The sequence below is a fragment of the Gordonia sp. UBA7860 genome (assembly GCF_002500165.1).
In the GTDB taxonomy this organism is placed as follows: domain Bacteria; phylum Actinomycetota; class Actinomycetes; order Mycobacteriales; family Mycobacteriaceae; genus Gordonia; species Gordonia sputi.
Map to the genome: position 1 here is coordinate 18,947 of NZ_DLSO01000031.1, position 17,721 is coordinate 36,667.

Below are 17,721 nucleotides of genomic sequence, written 5' to 3' on the forward strand. Positions count from 1 at the left end.
CGTGCGCGATATCAACCCGACCGGCTTGGCCACCCATGGACGACACCCTTGCTCGTCGCTTGCGGCCTCCACACGAACCGTGCGAGACACGGCCCCGAGTGCGATGCACCACTACTTCATGTGCAATGCACAACGATTCGGGAGCCTATTGCATCGTCCAACACACTGACAATCAGTGTGACCGGCGCCACATCCGCCGCCTTACGACGTCGACGTGGTGTCGATCGACCAGTACCGCTCGGTCTTATCTCTCATCGCTTTATCAGGCTTCGACGTTACCTATCCGATACATAACAGGACAAGTCTCTCGCCGCCTCAGCCATCTCCATGGCGTTTGACCTGCGCGGTTCATCGGTCGGACCGTCGAAAATGTGACGCTCATCTCGGGTGCAGTCGGGGCGGCACCGGCAGTCCGCAGCGCTGGAGTTCGTACTCCGGATTGCGCTGAATTCGGTAATCGGAGAAGCCGAACGATGCAGACAGATTCTTCTTGAATCGCGCGAAGGACCAGGTGTCCTTGTACGACTCGATCCGGTCGACGGTCTGCGAGCACGTCAGCGCTTCCTTCGCCTGCGCCACCATGTCCTCGTCGAGGAAGTTCGGCAGCACCGGCCACTTGCCATAAGCACCCGACTCCGCGATCACCCACTCGGCAGGCAGGTTCTTGTCGTGCCCGATGCGGCCGTCCTCGAGGCGTTCGGTGTGCGCGGCGATCGGGTACGCGAGTCCCATCTGATCGATCACGCGGACGTCGAGTGGCGCGTTCATACTCGTCATTCCGAGGTTGAGGAAGTAGACGGTCGCCTTGCGCTTGTCCTGCGGGGTGTTGTCCGGCAGCTTGGCCACGTACCACTCGTCGTAGTTGTTCGATGGCAGGATCACTCCGCCCTGCGTGCGGTACTCGTCGATCCGCTCGACCATGGCGCGCATGCGCGGGTAGTCGAGATAGTCGGCAGCGGTGACCGGGTTCTCGTTACCCATGTTGGTGACGTAGAACCGACGTTCGTCGACGATGCCGCTGCGTCCGATGTCGATGCCCGCGTTGGGCAACACCTTCTCGTGGCAGACGATCGCCCACACCAGCGTCGTGATCCACAGTGCCGCCATCACGGTCGCGCCGCCGAGTTGCACCAGCACGCGACGGCGTCGATTCCGGTCCTTCGCAGCGTCGACGCCGCGTCGCAATACCGCGCGGACATCGGCGAGGGCGGGCAGCGAGAGCGGTACGACCATGACCGGGAGCAGAATCGTGAACATCGATGTCAGCAGCACACGGCCGTGCATGAAGTCGCCACCCTGGCGCAGCCAGTAGACGCCGTCGATCAGTCCCGCGACCACGATGGCAACGGTGACGGTCGTCGGCGTCTGCAGGTTGCGCGACCAGCGCGACAGTCGCTCGCGCACCGTCGGACGTTCTTTCTCCTTCGACGACGCCTCGGCGCTCGAGTCGTCGTGTGTGCGCGCGCTGTTCATCCGGGTGCCGATGACGATCAAGACCCCCGCGACGATCGCCAGGATGACGGGAAGGACAAGCGTGTAGGGCCCGAAGAGGTTGCCGAGGTAGATGAAGCCCTGATGCCACTTGGACCCGCTCGCATCCTTCGCGACAGCGGGGTTGGGCACGAGCAGTGCGTAGTAGCCCATCCGGAAGATCTGGTAGCCCACCGGCAGCACCGCAGCGCAGACCACCACACCGACGCGCATCTTCCACGACAGCGGCGCCAGGAAGACCAACAGCAGTGCAATCCCACCGACCACGGTGAGTTCCGGTCGGATCAACGGCGCGAGCCCCGCCCAGAACGCGAGGAACAGCGTCGCCGCGGCTCCTCGGTAACCCGCGGTTCGTCGCGCACCCGCGTTCTGCGGGACGTCGCCCTTCGCCCGTCTCCGGGACCACGCGATCAGCAGACACCAGAGCACCGCGACCCAGAAGATGCACAGGCCGTTTTCCAGACCACTCGTGGCGAAGTCACGCGCGGGCGGGATCGCGACGTAGACGATCGCACCCAGTGGCAACAGCAACGTGATCCCGGTTGCAGCGGGACCGCTGATGCGCGGTCCGAGCAGTCGTGCCGTGCCGTACATCGCGATCGGGATCGCCGACACCGAGAGCACCAACGCGACCCAGAGCGCGACGTACTCGAGCTGGCCGTCGGTGACCCAGGCCCAGAACCACAGCAGGTAGGTCCACGCTGTCGAGGTGTTTGCCTCGACACGCTCGCCGGCATTGAACACCGGGCCGTTGCCCGCGAAGAGGTTTCGCAGGGTGCGCAGCACGATCAGGCCGTCGTCGGCAATCCACCGGCGCTGCCACGCTCCGATCGCGAAGAATGTTGTGACCCCGATGGCCCCGATCAGGAAACTGATCGTCGCCGTCCACTCACGCGGTCCCCACGACGACAGAAATCGCCGACGTCCCGCTCCCGGCGGGGGGCCGGCGGCCGCATCCTCGTCGCCCCCGTCAGCCGTGTCGCGCCCGTCGGCCGAGTCTTCATCGTCAGCCGGGTCATCAGAGCCGACGGCAACGTCGTCGTCAACATCGCCAGGTTCCCCGCCGACTGGACCGGGTTCCTGCGCTGCGGCGCCTGACCTCTCACCGACGACGGGAATCACCATCGTGACGTCGGAGTCGAAATCTCGGACAGTGTCGGCGGTCTCTCGAAGTCTGTGCCGCCCCGCGCGAGCGGGCTCGTCACGAACGTCAGACGGCATAGACCGCGACACCAACACAGACGATCCATGCCAGCGCCAGGATCTGCAGAATGCGGTCGCCGAAGGCGATCTCTTCGGGTTCGCCCGCGGTACCGCCGTCGACGACGACGGCGTAGCGCAGAATCGCGATGGTGAACGGCACCATCGAGACGGCGTACCACACGTTGGTGTCGTGGCCGGAGTTCTTGTCGAACGCCCACAGGCCGTAGAACGCGACGACGAGCGTGGCCGAGAGCGTCCAGACAAAGCGCAGGTAGCTCGTGGTGTAGTACTGCAGCGACTTACGGATCTTTGCGCCCGTGTGCTCGGCAAGCACCAACTCGGCGTAGCGCTTACCTGCCGCCATGAACAGCGATCCGAAGGCCATCACCAGCAGGAACCACTGCGACAGCTTGATGTCGGTCGCGGTACCACCGGCGATCGCTCGCAGCAGGAACCCGGACGAGACGATGCAGATGTCGATGACCGGCTGGTTCTTGAGCCCGAAACAGTAGCCGAGCTGGATCACCAGGTACACCGCGATGACCACCGCGGTCTGCCAGTTCGCCGAATAGGCGATCAGCAGCGACGCAACGCCGAGCACCACTGCCAGCACATACGCGAGCTTGACGGGCACGACGCCCGCGGCGATCGGCCGATACCGCTTGGTCGGGTGGTTGCGATCGGATTCGACGTCGATCGCGTCGTTGATCAGGTAGATGCACGACGACGCGAGACAGAACGCCACGAAGGCGATCCCGGCGCGGCCGAGAACGTGTGCGTCGGTGATGCTGCCCGCGGCCAGCGGAGCTGCCAGCACCAGGACGTTCTTCACCCACTGCCGTGGGCGGAGCGCCTTGATCAGGCCGTCGGCCCGGTTCTTCGGCGGCCCGGCCTTCTTGCCGCTCTCGATGGGCTCCTCGCTCATGCCTCTCCTCGGTTCCTGATCGCCCACGCGGCCGCTGTCCGTGCGGTCTGCCCGGGCACCAGCGCAAGCGCACCGGCTCGGGCCGCCACACGCGCGGTGCGCGTGGCGCGCGGATGCCCTGCGGCCGTCCGCGATGCCTGCTCGAACAGCGTGTCAGCACCGATGACGGCTCCAGCACCCAGCGCGCCGAGTGCGGCTCCCGCGGCGACGTCGCTCGGATAGTGAACCCCGAGCACAAGCCGCGACGTGAGCATAGGTGGCACCAGAAGTGCCGGTAGCAGGTAGGGCGGCAAACCGGCGGCCCGACCGATCAGAATCGACGCCGCGGTGGTCGACGTCGCGTGCGACGACGGAAAGCTCAGCTTGCTCGGCGTCGACACCCCGATACGGATTCTGGGGTCGTGCGGGCGGGGGCGTCGGACGATGCGTTTGATGATCACCGACGCCGCGTGCGTACCGAATGCACCGACTCCGGCCTCGACCCATCGCCGCTGCGCCGTGGCGTCGCCTCGACGACGAGCGGCGGCGTACCCGAGTCCCGAGATGGCCAGCCAACCGAGCGAATGCTCGCCGAAATGCGAGAGGGCCCGCGCTGTCGGGAGCACACCGGGACGGTCGTAGAGCGCATCCTGAATGGCGATCAGCGCGTCGACCTCGCGGCTCTCACCGCGACTGACCGCATCGTTCGACGATTCGTCGCGTTCCGCGACATCCCGATCATTCGATTCCGAAGACACCCGCCCAGCTCTCCTTACTGGTCAAGTCCTGATGGGCGGCGCGGTAGCGCTGCGCCATCTCAGGAAACCTCTCGTTGAGTTCACGCACCAGGGCAGCGGATTCGCGTGCGAGCGCGATCATCTTGTCGCGGTCTCGCTGGCGATACACCACTCCCCGACCGTCGGCCGTGGTGACAGTGACGCCGTCGACCCGTCCAAGCGAGAACCACCGGGCCTCGATCGGCGGGTAGTTGGCTTGCGGCACCTCGTGATGACGAGGGTCTGCCGGGCGCAGGTTGTTGACCACCGACGCCGCGAGCGCTCTGAGTTTGCTCACCGGGTTGGTCGGCACGTTGACACCGAGATGCGTTGCCTCCCCGCTGGTTCGGGGCAGTTCGGTTGCCGAGGGCAACACCACCGCGTCGGGGTACTGCTTGCGCATCTCTGCGATCTTGGGAAGCGCGGTCGGCAACAGGTCGCGGATGTGATCGGGCCCCGCGAGGAAGTCGCGGATCGCTTCGTTCTGAATCGCGACCGTCGAATATTCAAGGCTCAGAAGATGTTTGGCCGTCGCCTTGACCATCGACTGGAGAATTCCCTTGATCGGACCGTCGTGGTGGATCGAGGCGACGACGAGCCTGTTGCGCAAGTGGAAGTACGCCTGCCAGTCGATGGCGTCGTCCTTGTCACTCCAGGCCATGTGCCAGATGGCGATTCCCGGGATCGTCGCCGTCGGGTAGCCCGCTTTCGCGGCGCGCAGGGCGTACTCCCAGTCGTCCCACTTGATGAACAACGGCATCGGTAGGCCGATCTGCTCCGCGCACTCGCGCGGGATCATGCACATCCACCAGCCGTTGCCCTCGACGTCGATCCGACGGTGCAGGTTCTTGGAATTCTCCCTGTCGCGCAACGGGTACTGAGCGAAGTCGTGGTCGTACTCGACGAAGGGCGCGGCCGTCCACATGAAATTGTGGTGATTGATCACCTCACCCATCGAATGCAGGTGACTGCGGTCCTGCAGGTTGAGCATCTGACCGCCAACGAGCATGGGCGAGGAGGCAAATCGCGACATCGCGAGCGCGCGCAGGATGGAATCCGGCTCGATTGCGATGTCGTCGTCCATATAGAGGATGTACGGGCTGTCGGTGAGCCGCAGCGCCTCGTACATGATGCGCGCGTAGCCGCCGGAGCCGCCGAGATTGCCCTGGTCGAAGATGTGCAACCGATCGCCGAGCGCTGCGGCCGCTTCCTCGTAGCCCGGCTCGTCGACCACATTGCGCGTGCCCTGGTCGGGCATCAGCACGGCGTCGATCACCGCGTCCACCAACGGATCCGACGTGAGCGCCGCCAGTGCGTTGACCGCGTCCGTCGGCCTGTTGAACGTCGGGATGCCGACGGTGACGCGCTTGGTGTCCGGACCTGTCGACGCTGCAATCGCCGAATACCAACCCGCCGAGACGATTTCGGTATCGGTGTCGGTGGTGACGTCGAACCAGATCCATCCGCCGTCTTCGAACGGCCCGAGGTCGAGCTCGAATTCGATGACGCCGTAACCGTGTTCGTCGGTGGGTACCAGGTCGCCGCCGATACCGATTCGCGAGCCGTCGACCTTGGAGCGGTACAGGTCCACGCGGCACGTGCCGCGGACCTCGACGCGCAGTACGACCGACTTCAGAACCGACCAGCGTCGCCAATACGACGCCGCGAACGCGTTGAAGTAGGTCTCGAAGCTGACCTCCGACTCGCCTGCCAGCAACACCGACGTCCGGGTCGGCGCGTGGGCACGACGAGTGTTGTTGTCGGACTCCACCTGATAGAGCGAGCGCACGTCGATGGGCTCACCCGGCCGCGGGAAGATGACCCGCTGCAGCAGTTCGACGGCCTTCGACTCGGGAACGCTCGGCGCAGCCGCGGGCTGCGCCCCGGTGGTCGCGGTCGTCTCGTCGGACGTCGTCGTGTTGGAAACAGTCACACTCATCTACTCCGCCTCCGCGAGCGGCGCACCATCACTCAGGTGCGGCGCCAGCGTGTTCTCGAACATGGTGAGCGCACTCGCGATCGCCATGTGCATGTCCAGGTATTGGTAGGTGCCCAACCGGCCGCCGAACAACACCTTGGCGTCCGCGGTCTCGGTCTTGGCGAGTTCGCGGTAGGCGGCGAGCTTGTCGCGGTCTTCCGGGGTGTTGATCGGGTAGTACGGCTCGTCGTCGTTGTTGGCGAATCGGCTGAACTCGCGCATGATGACGGTCTTGTCCGCCGGATAGTTCTTGCGCTCGGGGTGGAAGTGGCGGAACTCGTGGATGCGCGTGAACGGGACGTCGGCGTCGTTGTAGTTCATCACCGGAGTGCCCTGGAAGTCGCCAGTGGCCAGTACCTCGGTCTCGAAATCGAGGGTGCGCCAGCCCAGGCGTCCCGCCGAGTAGTCGAAGTACCGGTCGAGCGGGCCGGTGTAGACCACCGGGGCGTCGGGGTTGGCGGCCCGGATCTCGTCACGGACGGCGAACCAGTCGGTGTCGGTGCGCACCTCGATGCGCTCGTCGGCCGCCATGTTCTCCAGCCACGCGGTGTAGCCGTCGACCGGCAGCCCCTCGTAGGTGTCGTTGAAGTAGCGGTTGTCGAAGGTGTAGCGCACCGGCAGTCGCGTGATGTTCGACGCAGGCAGATTCTTGGGGTCGGTCTGCCACTGCTTGGCCGTGTAGGCCTTGATGAACGCCTCGTACAACGGGCGCCCGATCAGGCTGATCGCCTTCTCCTCGAGGTTCTTGGCGTCCTTGGTGTCGATCTCGCTGGACTGCTCGGCGATCAGTTCCCGCGCCTCGTCGGGGCTGTAGTACCGACCGAAGAACTGCGACACCAGCCCCAGTCCCATCGGGAACTGGTACGCCTGGCCGTCGTGCATGGCGAACACCCGGTGCTGATAGCCGGTGAAGTCGGTGAACTTGTTGACGTAGTCCCACACCTTCTTGTTCGACGTGTGGAAAAGATGGGCGCCGTATTTGTGCACCTCGATGCCGGTTTCGGGCTCGGCCTCTGAGTAAGCATTGCCACCGATGTGCGACCTGCGCTCGACCACCAGAACCCGCTTGTCGAGTTGGGTCGCCGCGCGCTCGGCGATGGTGAGACCGAAGAACCCGGATCCGACGATGATCAGATCAAAGGATGAGTTCGACGCGACGGTGCTATTGGTGGCCACGGGTGTTCAGGGTAACGGACCCGACAAAGTAGTCGTCCACACACGCAGGGGTCGGGGCCGGCCAGCCGCGCGGGGACGACGGACGCGCGAGGTGATGGACACGCGCGAACACGCCGCGACGACGGCGAGAGCGCCGCGTCGAGTTGTGATGTGCGCCGACTACGCAATCGGGGCTGGCCAGGACTCGTATACTCGGTTCATTGGGCTGTAGAAATCGGCTCACCGAAGACTGTGCATCGCAGCTCGTGTACCGCTGTTTGTGTACTGCGGATTGCGCAACTCCCCGTAGGAGTCCGCCAATGACCTCCCAGCACGTCACTCCACCAATACTGTCGCCCACACACGCACACGATTCGTCGCCTGACGTCCCGATTCCGCCTCGCACGCCGATGACCCGCTTCTTTCCCGCGCCGACGCGCAATCAGTCGCCGAAGTCGTTCGGTACCCCCGAACCGGAGTGGCTCACCTGGCTGGCCTCGCAGACCTGGCCACAGGTTGTGTTCGACATCGATCGCCTCGTCGTCGTCGCAGCTCATCCCGACGACGAGATCCTGGGAGCCGGCGGTCTCGTGCACACCGCGGCGTCGCAGGGCATCGAGGTGGTCACGATCTGCGCGTCCGACGGCCACGCGACGCACCCCGGATCGCCCGAGCAATTGGCAAACCGTCGGCATCTCGAACTCGACACCGCGTCGATGCTGCTCGGCCTCGACCTCCCACGATGGGGTGGCCTCCATTCGGGGACGCTCCAGCAGTACCCCGACCGCCTCGACGCGATGATCAGAAACATCCTCGACGCCCGGCCGGGCGCCCGCAACGGCCTGTTGGCCGTGTGGGATCACGACGGCGAGTCCGACCACGAAGCCGTCGGCCAGGCTGCCATGCGTATCGCCAAACCACTGGGTATCCAACTGTGGATGTACCCGATCTGGCTGTGGTATTGGGCGCGGCCCGGCGACGTGAACGTGCCGTGGCATCGAGTGCAGACCGTCGGCGTCTCGCCGACCGTGATGGCCGTGAAGAACGCCGCCGCACGCTCCTTTGCGGAGCAGAAGCGCCCGCGCACCCCGGACGACAACCCCCAGCCCGTGCTCGGTGGTTCGATCACATCGCATCTCCTGCGAGGTACGGAGTATGTTTTCGGCTGATAGGTCCAGGCAGTACGTCCGTGCGCAACCCCAAACGCGCGCATGCGGCGAAGTGCTGTGTGGATGCTGTGCGGAAGGAGTAACCGTTGACTGACCTCACCTCGCGGACAACCGCGCCGACCACATGGACGGGCACCGAGATCGCTGAGAAGAGCTCGGAGATCGCCCGCATTGTCGCGCAACTGCAATCGGAGAGCACCGACAGCGACATGCTGCTGCGCCTGTTCACCAAAGCCGCCGCCGAGGCGATCGGCTCGGACTATGCCAGCATCACCATCGTCACCGAAGGCCGGATCGAGACACCCGTGATGATCGGCGAGATCGCGGCACAATCGGACGCGCTTCAACAGGAACTCGGCGAGGGACCGTGCATCCGCTCGGCCACCGACGACACCACGATCTGGATCGACGACATGCGTCGAGAAACGCGCTGGCCGACGTTCTGCGCGGCGGCCGCCGACCTCGGCATCGGGTCGATGGCGTGCTTCTGCCTCTACATCGCGGGCGAAGAGCGCGGCGCACTCAACCTGCACAGCACTGTTCCGAACGCCTTCGACGACGAGGCGCGGGCCCTCGGCCAGTTGTTCGCCGCCCACACCGCGACTGCGTTCTCCGCGGTGCGCGAGAAGGAGCAGCTCCGCACGGCACTGAGTTCACGCGACCTGATCGGCCAGGCCAAGGGGATGCTGATGGAACGGTACCGACTCAGCCCCGACCAGGCGTTCAGCCTCCTCGCGCGGCTCTCCCAGGACTCGAACACCAAACTCGTCGACATCGCCGCACAGGTCGTCGACGCCGGCCCGGAGTAGTCCGCTCAGCGCAGTCGGTCGGCGCGCGGGAAGCCGAGCACCGGGACGCCGCCGCGCTGCTGGAAGTCGGCCAGCCCCTTGCCCGCGAGCGCGTGGGCGCCGGTCGGCTGGCTGAAGAACATCATGCCCTTCTGGAAGAGCTGCGTGACCCCTGCGCCGTCGGGCGTCAGCGTCGGTACCCCGACCGCCTGGCCGAGCGGCCCGGTGACGCCACCGAGATCACCGAGCTTGCCGTTGAGAGCGTCGGTCGCGATGCCGAGGAGCTTCGACGACCCCGGCACGAGGTTGTCAGCCAGCCCGGTCAGCGAGTCGGGGATCAGCGAGCCGAGATCGGCGGAACCCAGCCCGGCGCCCGCACCCGGCCCCGTCGGCGGGGTCACGATCTTCGGCTTACTCGTCTGGCCCTTCACCGAGAACCACGACGACTTGAGCTGCAGCTTGGTCCGAACGTCCTCGCCGGTCGCCTCGACGGTGCCACCCGAGCCGGAGACCCGGACCCGCAACGCTCGACCGTTCTCGGGCCCGAGTCCGTTGGCCTCGATCACCTCGAAACTACGCAGCGCACCGACCCCGAAAGCGGAAGCGATGCTCGCCCCACTCACGTTGGCAGTCCAATTGTGTTCCGGCGCAATCGAATCGCCCTCGTCGACGACGGCCGGGAAACGTCCACCCGCAGTGTAGCCACCGGTCGACGCGGAGAACTCGGTGAACGCGGGCTGGCCGTTCTGCCGCAGGATCTGTCCCGACGTCGCGTCGGCCGCACGGTTGGTGCGCGAGTCCTCACCCGCCACGCCGCCGTACATCTGCGAGTTCTGCGTGTCGTCGATCTTCTTACCGCCCGCGATGGCCGAGAGCGCGTAGCTGCGCGCGACGACGGCCTGCGCCTTGAGCGCTTCCATGCCGCCCGAATCGCCCCAGCCGGGAATGCTCTCCTTGGCGATCACACCCTTGACGTAGTCGTCGAGGTTCAGTTTGTTGACCACGCGTCCGCCGTCGAGCCCGAGCGAACCGCGATACGCCGCGTTCGATCCGCAGAACTTCAGCAACTCGTTTCCGGGACGATTGGTGGCCGGGTTGATCGGATCGACGAAGGTCGCGGGCACCGATTGCAGTGCGCCACCGCCGCAGCCGCTGGTGATGGTCGCGGTTCCGCCCGAGATGCTGACCGCCTGCCCCGGCTGCACCTGCACGCTCCCGACGCGTGCACCAGCATCCGCCCGCACGTTGACCGCGGATTGCTTACTGAGTCCGACGGTGATGTCGGGCCGGTCGGCCTTGCTCAGCGTCGTACCGCCGTAGAAGTGCTGGAGGATCTTCGACGACGACCAGCCCTTCTTGGCGTACCCGTATGCACCCCACTGGCCCATTCCGCGGCCGTGACCGTGTCCGTGTCCGATCAGGACCACGCCGGCGTCGGCCGCGAGACCGATGTCGGAGCGCGACGAGTAGCCGTCGCCCGCGATGACCCCTCCGACCAGCAGCGCAGGGGCAACGGCACAGATGACCGCAGATGATGTTCGACGACGTCGACTCCCCGGACGCGCCCGGGAGACGAACGGATTCGACAGTCGGAGTTTCACGGCTGTCCGCACCTCCAGCACGCAGTTGGTCAGGCAATCCCCATCGAGGACTGTTACAGATGTGACTAATGGGACTTATGTGACCATAGTGATTCTTCTTCCAAATACCAACCTCAGGGCATAACAACCGCGTCACGAGTTGAATAGCCCCCAACGCACCGACCGCCGCGCATCCACCCCGACTGGGCGCTGCATCGTGCCGACTGGGCGTTCCGTACGGCCGACTGGGCGCCTCCTCGCGGCGACTGGGCGCTTCATAAAGCCGACTGGGCATGCCCACATTTCGGATCGTCGCAGTTCTTAACCTGTCGGTCGCTCACGACGCTTCCTATCGTTCGACGCACCACCGCGGCCCGTCCGCCGCACGGCATCACGCAGATCGACGACTCACCGACATCAGAACTGCACCGACTTCCACCTTCAGGGGACACCTCATGACAAACACGCTCGACGCCGCTCCGGAGACCCAGATCTCGCGCCTCACGGTGCCCGAGATCGACGACTTGCCCGACGATCTTCAACGCCAGATCCGTTCCATCGAACGTCAATTGGGCTACATCCCCAACTGGGTGCGCGCTTTCGCGCTCGGTGGCGCACATGCCGCGCGGTTCAACGAGTACATCCTCGGGCTGCTCGACCCCAACGCCGGCCTGCTCCCCTACGCCGATCGTGAACTGATCGCGACCGTCAGTTCCGCCGAAAACGGTTGCTCCTATTGCCGTCTCAACCACGCCGTCAGCCTCGGCGACGCACTCGGCGACAAGAAGCTCGGAACCCGAATCGCCGTCGACTACCGCGAGGTCCGTGAACTCACCGCGCGTCAGCGCACGCTCGCCGACTTCGCGGCCACACTCTCGGTCCGCCCCGGCGAGGTCTCCGACGACGACCTCGACGCCCTGCGCGACCTCGGACTCGACGACGCTGCAATCTACGAGGCGATCCAGGTCGTCGCAGCTTTTGCCGCAGCGAACCGGTTCAGCATCGCGCTGCAGGTACGCCCCGACGACCAGTTCTTCGACTGACACCTCCCCCCAGCACCCCGACAACAAAACCCCACAGCCGAAACTCCACCGCCACAACTCCACAGGGGAAACGCCATGACAGAGACAATAATTCAACCCACCACCACCGAATGGGTGATCCCGGAGGACACCCTCGAACGCTTCCGCGAGCGCGCCGTCACCCACGATCGCGACAACACCTTCTTCGCCGACGACCTCGCCGACCTCTCCGAACTCGGCTACCTGCGCGCCACGCTGCCCGTCGAACGCGGCGGCCTCGGCCTGACGCTGCACCAGCTCAACGCCGAGCAGCGTCGCCTTGCCACGTTCGCGCCGGCCACCGCGCTCGGGATCAACATGCACCTGTACTGGGTCGGTCCGATCACCGATCAACTCGCACAGGGTAATTCGGATGTCTCATGGCTCGCCGACGAAGTCGCCACGGGCAAGGTGATCGCCGCCGGGCACGGCGAACCAGGCAACGACCTCGTCATCGACGATTCGACGACCATCGCGACGCCGGTCGAGGGTGGCTACCGCATCACCGGTCGAAAGATCTTCACCTCGCTGTCACCGGCATGGGATTGGCTCGGCGTGCACGCCCGCGACAACTCCGACCCCGAACACCCAAAGATCGTGCACACCTTCAGTCCTCGCGGAGAAGAAGGCGTCACCACCGTCGAGACCTGGGACACCCTGAGCGTGCGGGCAACAGCAAGCCACGACACGCTGCTCGACAACGTCTTCGTTCCACACGAACGCACCGTCGGCGTCGTCGAACTCGGCGAGCAACCCACCGGATACGTCGCGGGCATCTTCCCGTGGGTGCTTCCAGCGCTCGGCAACATCTACGTCGGAATCGCCCGCCGCGCACTCGATCTCGCCATCGCCTCGGCGACGTCGCGCAGCGCGCTCAGCCTCGACGGGGAGACCGTCGCACACAAGCCGTTCACGCAGTATCACGTCGCGGAGGCCGAGCTGGCACTCGAAGCCGTGACCGGCGCCTTGGACGATCTCACCAAGTCGCTCACCGCCGGTGAAGATCTCGGCGACCGCGCCCTTCTGCGCCTGTTCGCCGCGAAGGAGAACAGCACCCGGGTCGCCCGGCAGGTCACCGATCTTGCACTCGAGATCGCGGGAGCCGGTGCGCTGCATCGTCGTAACGAGTTGGAGCGGCTCTACCGCGACGTACGCGCGGGCAGCTTCCACCCACCGAACTCCGACGCGGTGCGCGCCTTCGTCGGGGCGTTCGCGCTCGGGCTTGCCTGAAACCTCTTGGCTTGCGCGGTGGTTCTAGCCGAACCACCGCGCGAGCACCCGCGCGACGCCGTCCTCGTTGTTGCCGACCGTCACTTCGTCGGCGGCGGCGATCGCAGCCGGATGCGCGTGTCCCATCGCAACTCCGTGCCCGGCCCAGGTGAGCATCTCGACGTCGTTCGGCATGTCACCGAACGCGACGGTGCGCTCGCCGGAAAGTCCTGCAAGATCGATGAGTTTGTCCAGACCCGACGCCTTGTGCGTGTCGGGCACCGAGAGCTCGATCAATCCGTTGTCGGTGGAGAAGGTGACCTGCGCAATGCCGTCGACCTCCGGCAGAAGCCGCCGAGCCATCTCACCGCTGGCCAGATCAGGCTGTCGCACAAGAAGTTTCACCACCGGCTCCGCGTAGACCTCGTCATCGCCGACCTCGATGTGATCGGGGTTCAGCCAGGCGTGCCGGTAGCCGGCCGTCGCCACGAACGGCGGTGTGGCAGCGTCGAATTCCGACGAGCCGACTCGCTCTCCGGCAACCCCGGCGTCGGGTAGACACCGCGCGATCACCTCGCGGAGCACCGCGAGCCGATCCGTCTGCAGCAGCGACGAGTACACGATCTTGTCGTTCGCGACGTCGTAGATGATCGCGCCGTTGGCGCACACCGCATATCGCACGTTGACCGCGGAACCCGGGAATTGGTCGGTGATCTCGGCGATCCAGCGCGGTGGCCTGCCCGTCGCCAGGACGAACTCGGTGCCGGCATCACACGCTGCCCCGAGTACGCCGATCGTGAAGGGCGACACGGTGTTCTGGTCGTCGATCAGAGTTCCGTCGACGTCGCTGGCGATCAGTGTCGGCGGGCCGTCGAATCCGACGGTGCTCTCGCCGGTCGACGCCGCGGATGCGTCACTCACCATTGGCCTTTCGCTCGCGGGCTGCGGCCTTGCGCTCGGCCTCGTCTTTCTCGATGACAGCAGCCTCCTCGGGCGTGGGCGCCGAACCCCCGAGTCGGTGGGGCACCCAGAACTCGCCCTCCGGATGCGACCCGTAGTCATCCTGAACACGCAGGAGCTGCTCGTGCATCACATCTCGTAACCGCGATGTCTCCTGCTCCGAATTGCTCTCGGGCGCAACCGTTATCGGACTGCCGTAGCGCACGCGGACCGGAATCCGACTGCGCCCCATGTCACGTGTGCCGCCCTTGGTCCACTGTCGCTGCGCACCCCAGACAATCGTCGGGATCAACGGCACCCCAGCCTCAGCGGCCATGCGCACCGCACCGGTCTTGAAGTCCTTGAGCTCAAAGCTGCGACTGATCGTCGCCTCCGGATACACCGCGACGATCCGACCCTCTCGCAGCGCCGAGACCGCGCCACGATAAGCCTCAACGCCCTGCGATCGATCAACCGGCACAGAGCGCGTGCGGGTGATCAAGAACCGCATGATGGCGATATCCATCATCTCGGACTTGATCATGAACCGCGTTCGACGCCCCGCCTGATACACGCCGTACGCCGCGGGCAGAAAGTCGACGTAGCTCGTGTGGTTGATCACCAGGACAGCACCACCGTCGGCGGGGATGTTGTCGAGACCGTCGAATCGCAGATCCATCTTCTGCCCGCGGACGATCCCGGTGGCAATCAGTTCGAGAGCACGGAACACCGGCTCCCGACGCGACGAGTCGCCGAACTCACCTCTCGACTCAGAACTCACCTGACCAGCCTATCGGGCAGCCTGCCGACCACCCGAAAGCAACCACCCGGGGGCACCTACTCGGGCGACGACTCGTCACGCGCCGCCCTGCGCGCCTCCCTGGCCGCTTGTTCCTCGGCGTCCAGGCGGTTGGCTTCCTCCAACGTCGGCGCCGACCCTCCCAGTCGTGCGGGCACCCAGAACTCGCCCTTGGGGTGCTCACCGTAGGCGTCCTGTAGTTCGAGCAGTTTCTCGCTCATCGACTTGTGCAGCTGCGCGGTCAAGGTCTCGGGATCGCCGACGGGCTCGATCGGCTCGGCCACGCCGACCATGATCTTGTAGCCGGTGCGGCCGAGTTGCTTGAGGAACCCCTTGGTCCAGACGCGCTGCGCTCCCCAGATCACGGTCGGGAGCAGCGGCGCCCCGGCCTCGAGTGCCATCCGTGCGGCACCGTTCTTGAAGTCCTTGAGCTCGAAGCTCCGGCTGATCGTCGCCTCCGGGTACACCCCGACCAGCTCGCCCTGCTTGAGGTACTCGACCGCCTGGTGATAGCTGTCGGCGCCGTTGGCCCGGTCGACCGGGATGTGCTTGAGCGCTCGCATGATCGGCCCCGAGACCTTGTTGTCGAAGACCTCTTTCTTCGCCATGAACCGCACGTATCGCTTGCCCTGGAGATACGCGGGGATGCCCGCGTAGGTGAAGTCCATGTAGCCCGTGTGATTGAGCGCAACCACGCCCGGCCCGGTCTTGGGGACGTTCTCGACGCCGGAGATCTCGAACTTCAAGCCTTCGGCCAGCCACAACAGTCGCGCGGTTGTGATCACAGAGGCGTACACGGGTTCCATGTGTCGAGCTTAGCCAGTGCCGCAACACCCCACAGCGACTCATCTCCACCCGTGCGCACACGCGAGGGAGTGCGCCCCATCACAGCGATCGAGAACGGTACCGAAGCCCCATGACGCGAGTTGCACGCAGTCGATAGATTGGATGGTCGAGAGCTCCACCGCGCGACCCGTAGAACCTCAGCCCCCGCGCGAACACGAAAGGCCCCACGTGCAGATCACCAGCATCGGACACGCCGGTTTCCACCTCCAGACCAACGCAGGCTCGATCCTCTGCGATCCCTGGACCAATCCGACGTACTTCGCGTCGTGGGTGCCCTTCCCCGACAACTCCGAGCTGGACTGGAAAGCGCTCGGCCAGTGCGACTACCTCTACGTCTCACACCTGCACCTCGACCACTTCGACGAGCGCAACCTGCGCGAGAACATCAGCAAGGACGCGACGGTCCTGCTCCCCGACTACCCGGTCCCCGACCTCAAGCGCGAGCTCGAGAAGCTCGGGTTCACCAAGTTCGTCGAGACAACCGACTCGGTCAAGACCACGGTCAGCGGCCCCAAGGGCGACCTCGACATCATGATCGTCGCGTTGCGCGCGCCCGCCGACGGTCCGATCGGCGACTCCGGCCTCGTCGTCTCCGACGGCGAGACAACAGTGTTCAACATGAACGACTCCCGGCCGATCGACCTCGACGTCATCTTCGAGCAGTTCGGCCACATCGACGTCCACATGCTGCAGTACTCGGGCGCCATCTGGTACCCGATGGTCTACGACATCCCGAAGCGCTCCAAGGCCAACTTCGCCGCGCAGAAGCGTCAGCGCGGCATGGACCGCGCCCGCTCGTACATCGAACAGGTCGGGGCTACGTGGGTCATCCCGTCGGCAGGCCCGCCGATGTTCCTCGACGACGACCTGTTCGAACTGAACGACTTCGGGTCCGGGATCGACGACCCATCACAGAACGCACGCCCGGGCGACGTGACGTCGATCTTCCCCGACCAGGAGACCTTCCTCGAGCAGATGGTCATCCACGGCACCGACGACGGCGAGCATCACCGCGGCCTGATGATGGTGTCGGGTTCGACGGCCCGCTTCACCGGTTCGACGCTCGACGAGGTCAGCCACCCGTACGCCCCGCACGACGTGTTCGGCGAGAACAAGCAGGCGTACCTCGAGCGGATGAAGGAGAAGTTCGCACCGGTCATCGCCGCACAGAAGGAAACGTGGGCGGTCGACGACGGTGAATCGCTCCTCGAGCCTCTCCGCGAATTGTTCGAGCCGATCATGGTGCAGTCGGACCTGATCTGCGACGGCATCGGCTACCCGGTCGGCCTGGTCATCACCCCGGACTTCCACAGCAAAGACGGCGCCGACCACCCGCAGGCACAGACCGTCGTCCTCGACTTCCCCAACCGCATCGTGCGCGAGCCGAAAGACGGAGAAGGCAAGTACCGCTACGGTTTTCGCATCGCACCCGAACTGGTGCGCACGGTGCTGCGCGATCAAGAACCCGACTGGGTCAATACCATCTTCTTGTCGACGCGGTTCACCACGTGGCGCATCGGCGGCTACAACGAGTACCTCTACACCTTCTTCAAATGCCTCACCGACGAGCGGATCGCCTACGCCGACGGCTGGTTCTCCGAAGCGCACGACGACTCGGCGTCGATCGTCAAGGACGGCTGGGAGATTCAGCGCCGCTGCCCGCACCTCAAGGCCGACCTCTCCAAGTTCGGTGTGGTCGAGGGCGAGAAGCTCACCTGCAATCTGCACGGCTGGCAGTGGGACCTTCCGTCGGGGCGCTGCCTGACGTCGAAGGGACACGAGTTGCGCTCCAAGCACATTGACGCGCCGTGACAGTCCTCAGC

At 65.3% G+C, this 17,721-nt stretch carries 14 protein-coding genes; 5 read left to right on the forward strand and 9 right to left on the reverse strand.

Features of this window, described 5'->3' with window-relative positions; translation table 11 throughout:
* Positions 1-378 precede the first annotated feature (378 nt).
* The 5 genes from zomB to glf are packed head-to-tail and all read right to left on the reverse strand — an operon-like array spanning position 379 to position 7,528.
* On the reverse strand, positions 379-2,712 hold the full coding sequence (gene zomB, locus B3T59_RS04695) for a flagellar motor control protein ZomB (RefSeq protein WP_287001597.1): 2,334 nt from the start codon (positions 2,710-2,712) through the stop codon (positions 379-381).
* Entirely contained in the window at positions 2,702-3,619 is a 918-nt protein-coding gene (locus tag B3T59_RS04700) for a decaprenyl-phosphate phosphoribosyltransferase (RefSeq protein WP_287001598.1), read from the reverse strand. Before B3T59_RS04700 ends, zomB begins: the two co-directional genes overlap by 11 nt.
* On the reverse strand, positions 3,616-4,356 hold the full coding sequence (locus B3T59_RS04705) for a phosphatase PAP2 family protein (RefSeq protein WP_049700196.1): 741 nt from the start codon (positions 4,354-4,356) through the stop codon (positions 3,616-3,618). The genes B3T59_RS04700 and B3T59_RS04705 overlap by 4 nt, the downstream gene beginning before the upstream one ends.
* A complete protein-coding gene (locus B3T59_RS04710; RefSeq protein WP_005206253.1) occupies positions 4,337-6,313 on the reverse strand; it encodes a glycosyltransferase in 1,977 nt (658 codons plus the stop codon). The genes B3T59_RS04705 and B3T59_RS04710 overlap by 20 nt, the downstream gene beginning before the upstream one ends.
* Entirely contained in the window at positions 6,314-7,528 is a 1,215-nt protein-coding gene (gene glf, locus B3T59_RS04715) for a UDP-galactopyranose mutase (RefSeq protein ID WP_287001599.1), read from the reverse strand. It abuts the gene before it with no gap.
* A gap of 299 nt (positions 7,529-7,827) precedes the next feature.
* Between glf and B3T59_RS04720 the strand changes: the two genes are divergently transcribed.
* Positions 7,828-8,676: a PIG-L deacetylase family protein gene (locus B3T59_RS04720; RefSeq protein WP_005206250.1), complete on the forward strand. Its 849-nt coding sequence runs from the start codon at positions 7,828-7,830 to the stop codon at positions 8,674-8,676.
* 86 nt (positions 8,677-8,762) lie between these two features.
* On the forward strand, positions 8,763-9,485 hold the full coding sequence (locus B3T59_RS04725; RefSeq protein WP_005206248.1) for a GAF and ANTAR domain-containing protein: 723 nt from the start codon (positions 8,763-8,765) through the stop codon (positions 9,483-9,485).
* A 5-nt stretch (positions 9,486-9,490) separates the two neighbouring features.
* Here B3T59_RS04725 and B3T59_RS04730 read toward each other — a convergent pair whose 3' ends face one another.
* Positions 9,491-11,065, reverse strand: a complete 1,575-nt coding sequence (locus B3T59_RS04730; RefSeq protein WP_287001600.1) for a SpoIID/LytB domain-containing protein — start codon at positions 11,063-11,065, stop codon at positions 9,491-9,493.
* Positions 11,066-11,499: 434 nt separating this feature from the next.
* Between B3T59_RS04730 and B3T59_RS04735 the strand changes: the two genes are divergently transcribed.
* Together B3T59_RS04735 and B3T59_RS04740 are read left to right on the forward strand one after the other, a co-directional pair.
* Entirely contained in the window at positions 11,500-12,087 is a 588-nt protein-coding gene (locus B3T59_RS04735) for a peroxidase-related enzyme (protein ID WP_005206242.1), read from the forward strand.
* Between the two features lie 75 nt (positions 12,088-12,162).
* Complete coding sequence (locus B3T59_RS04740; protein ID WP_005206239.1) at positions 12,163-13,335, forward strand: acyl-CoA dehydrogenase family protein; 1,173 nt, start codon at positions 12,163-12,165, stop codon at positions 13,333-13,335.
* A 24-nt stretch (positions 13,336-13,359) separates the two neighbouring features.
* On the opposite strand, the gene B3T59_RS04745 is transcribed toward B3T59_RS04740, so the two are convergent.
* Genes B3T59_RS04745 through B3T59_RS04755 form a run of 3 tightly spaced genes read right to left on the reverse strand, consistent with a single transcriptional unit; the run spans position 13,360 to position 15,858 of the window.
* The gene (locus B3T59_RS04745) at positions 13,360-14,235 is read right to left on the reverse strand and encodes an HAD family hydrolase (protein WP_005206237.1); all 876 of its coding nucleotides are present in this window, start codon (positions 14,233-14,235) and stop codon (positions 13,360-13,362) included.
* Positions 14,228-15,034: a lysophospholipid acyltransferase family protein gene (locus tag B3T59_RS04750; protein ID WP_005206235.1), complete on the reverse strand. Its 807-nt coding sequence runs from the start codon at positions 15,032-15,034 to the stop codon at positions 14,228-14,230. Before B3T59_RS04750 ends, B3T59_RS04745 begins: the two co-directional genes overlap by 8 nt.
* A 56-nt stretch (positions 15,035-15,090) precedes the next feature.
* Positions 15,091-15,858, reverse strand: coding sequence for a lysophospholipid acyltransferase family protein (locus B3T59_RS04755; protein ID WP_005206233.1), 768 nt, complete (start codon positions 15,856-15,858; stop codon positions 15,091-15,093).
* Between the two features lie 208 nt (positions 15,859-16,066).
* Between B3T59_RS04755 and B3T59_RS04760 the strand changes: the two genes are divergently transcribed.
* Positions 16,067-17,710, forward strand: coding sequence for a Rieske 2Fe-2S domain-containing protein (locus B3T59_RS04760; protein ID WP_005206231.1), 1,644 nt, complete (start codon positions 16,067-16,069; stop codon positions 17,708-17,710).
* Positions 17,711-17,721: the final 11 nt, after the last annotated feature.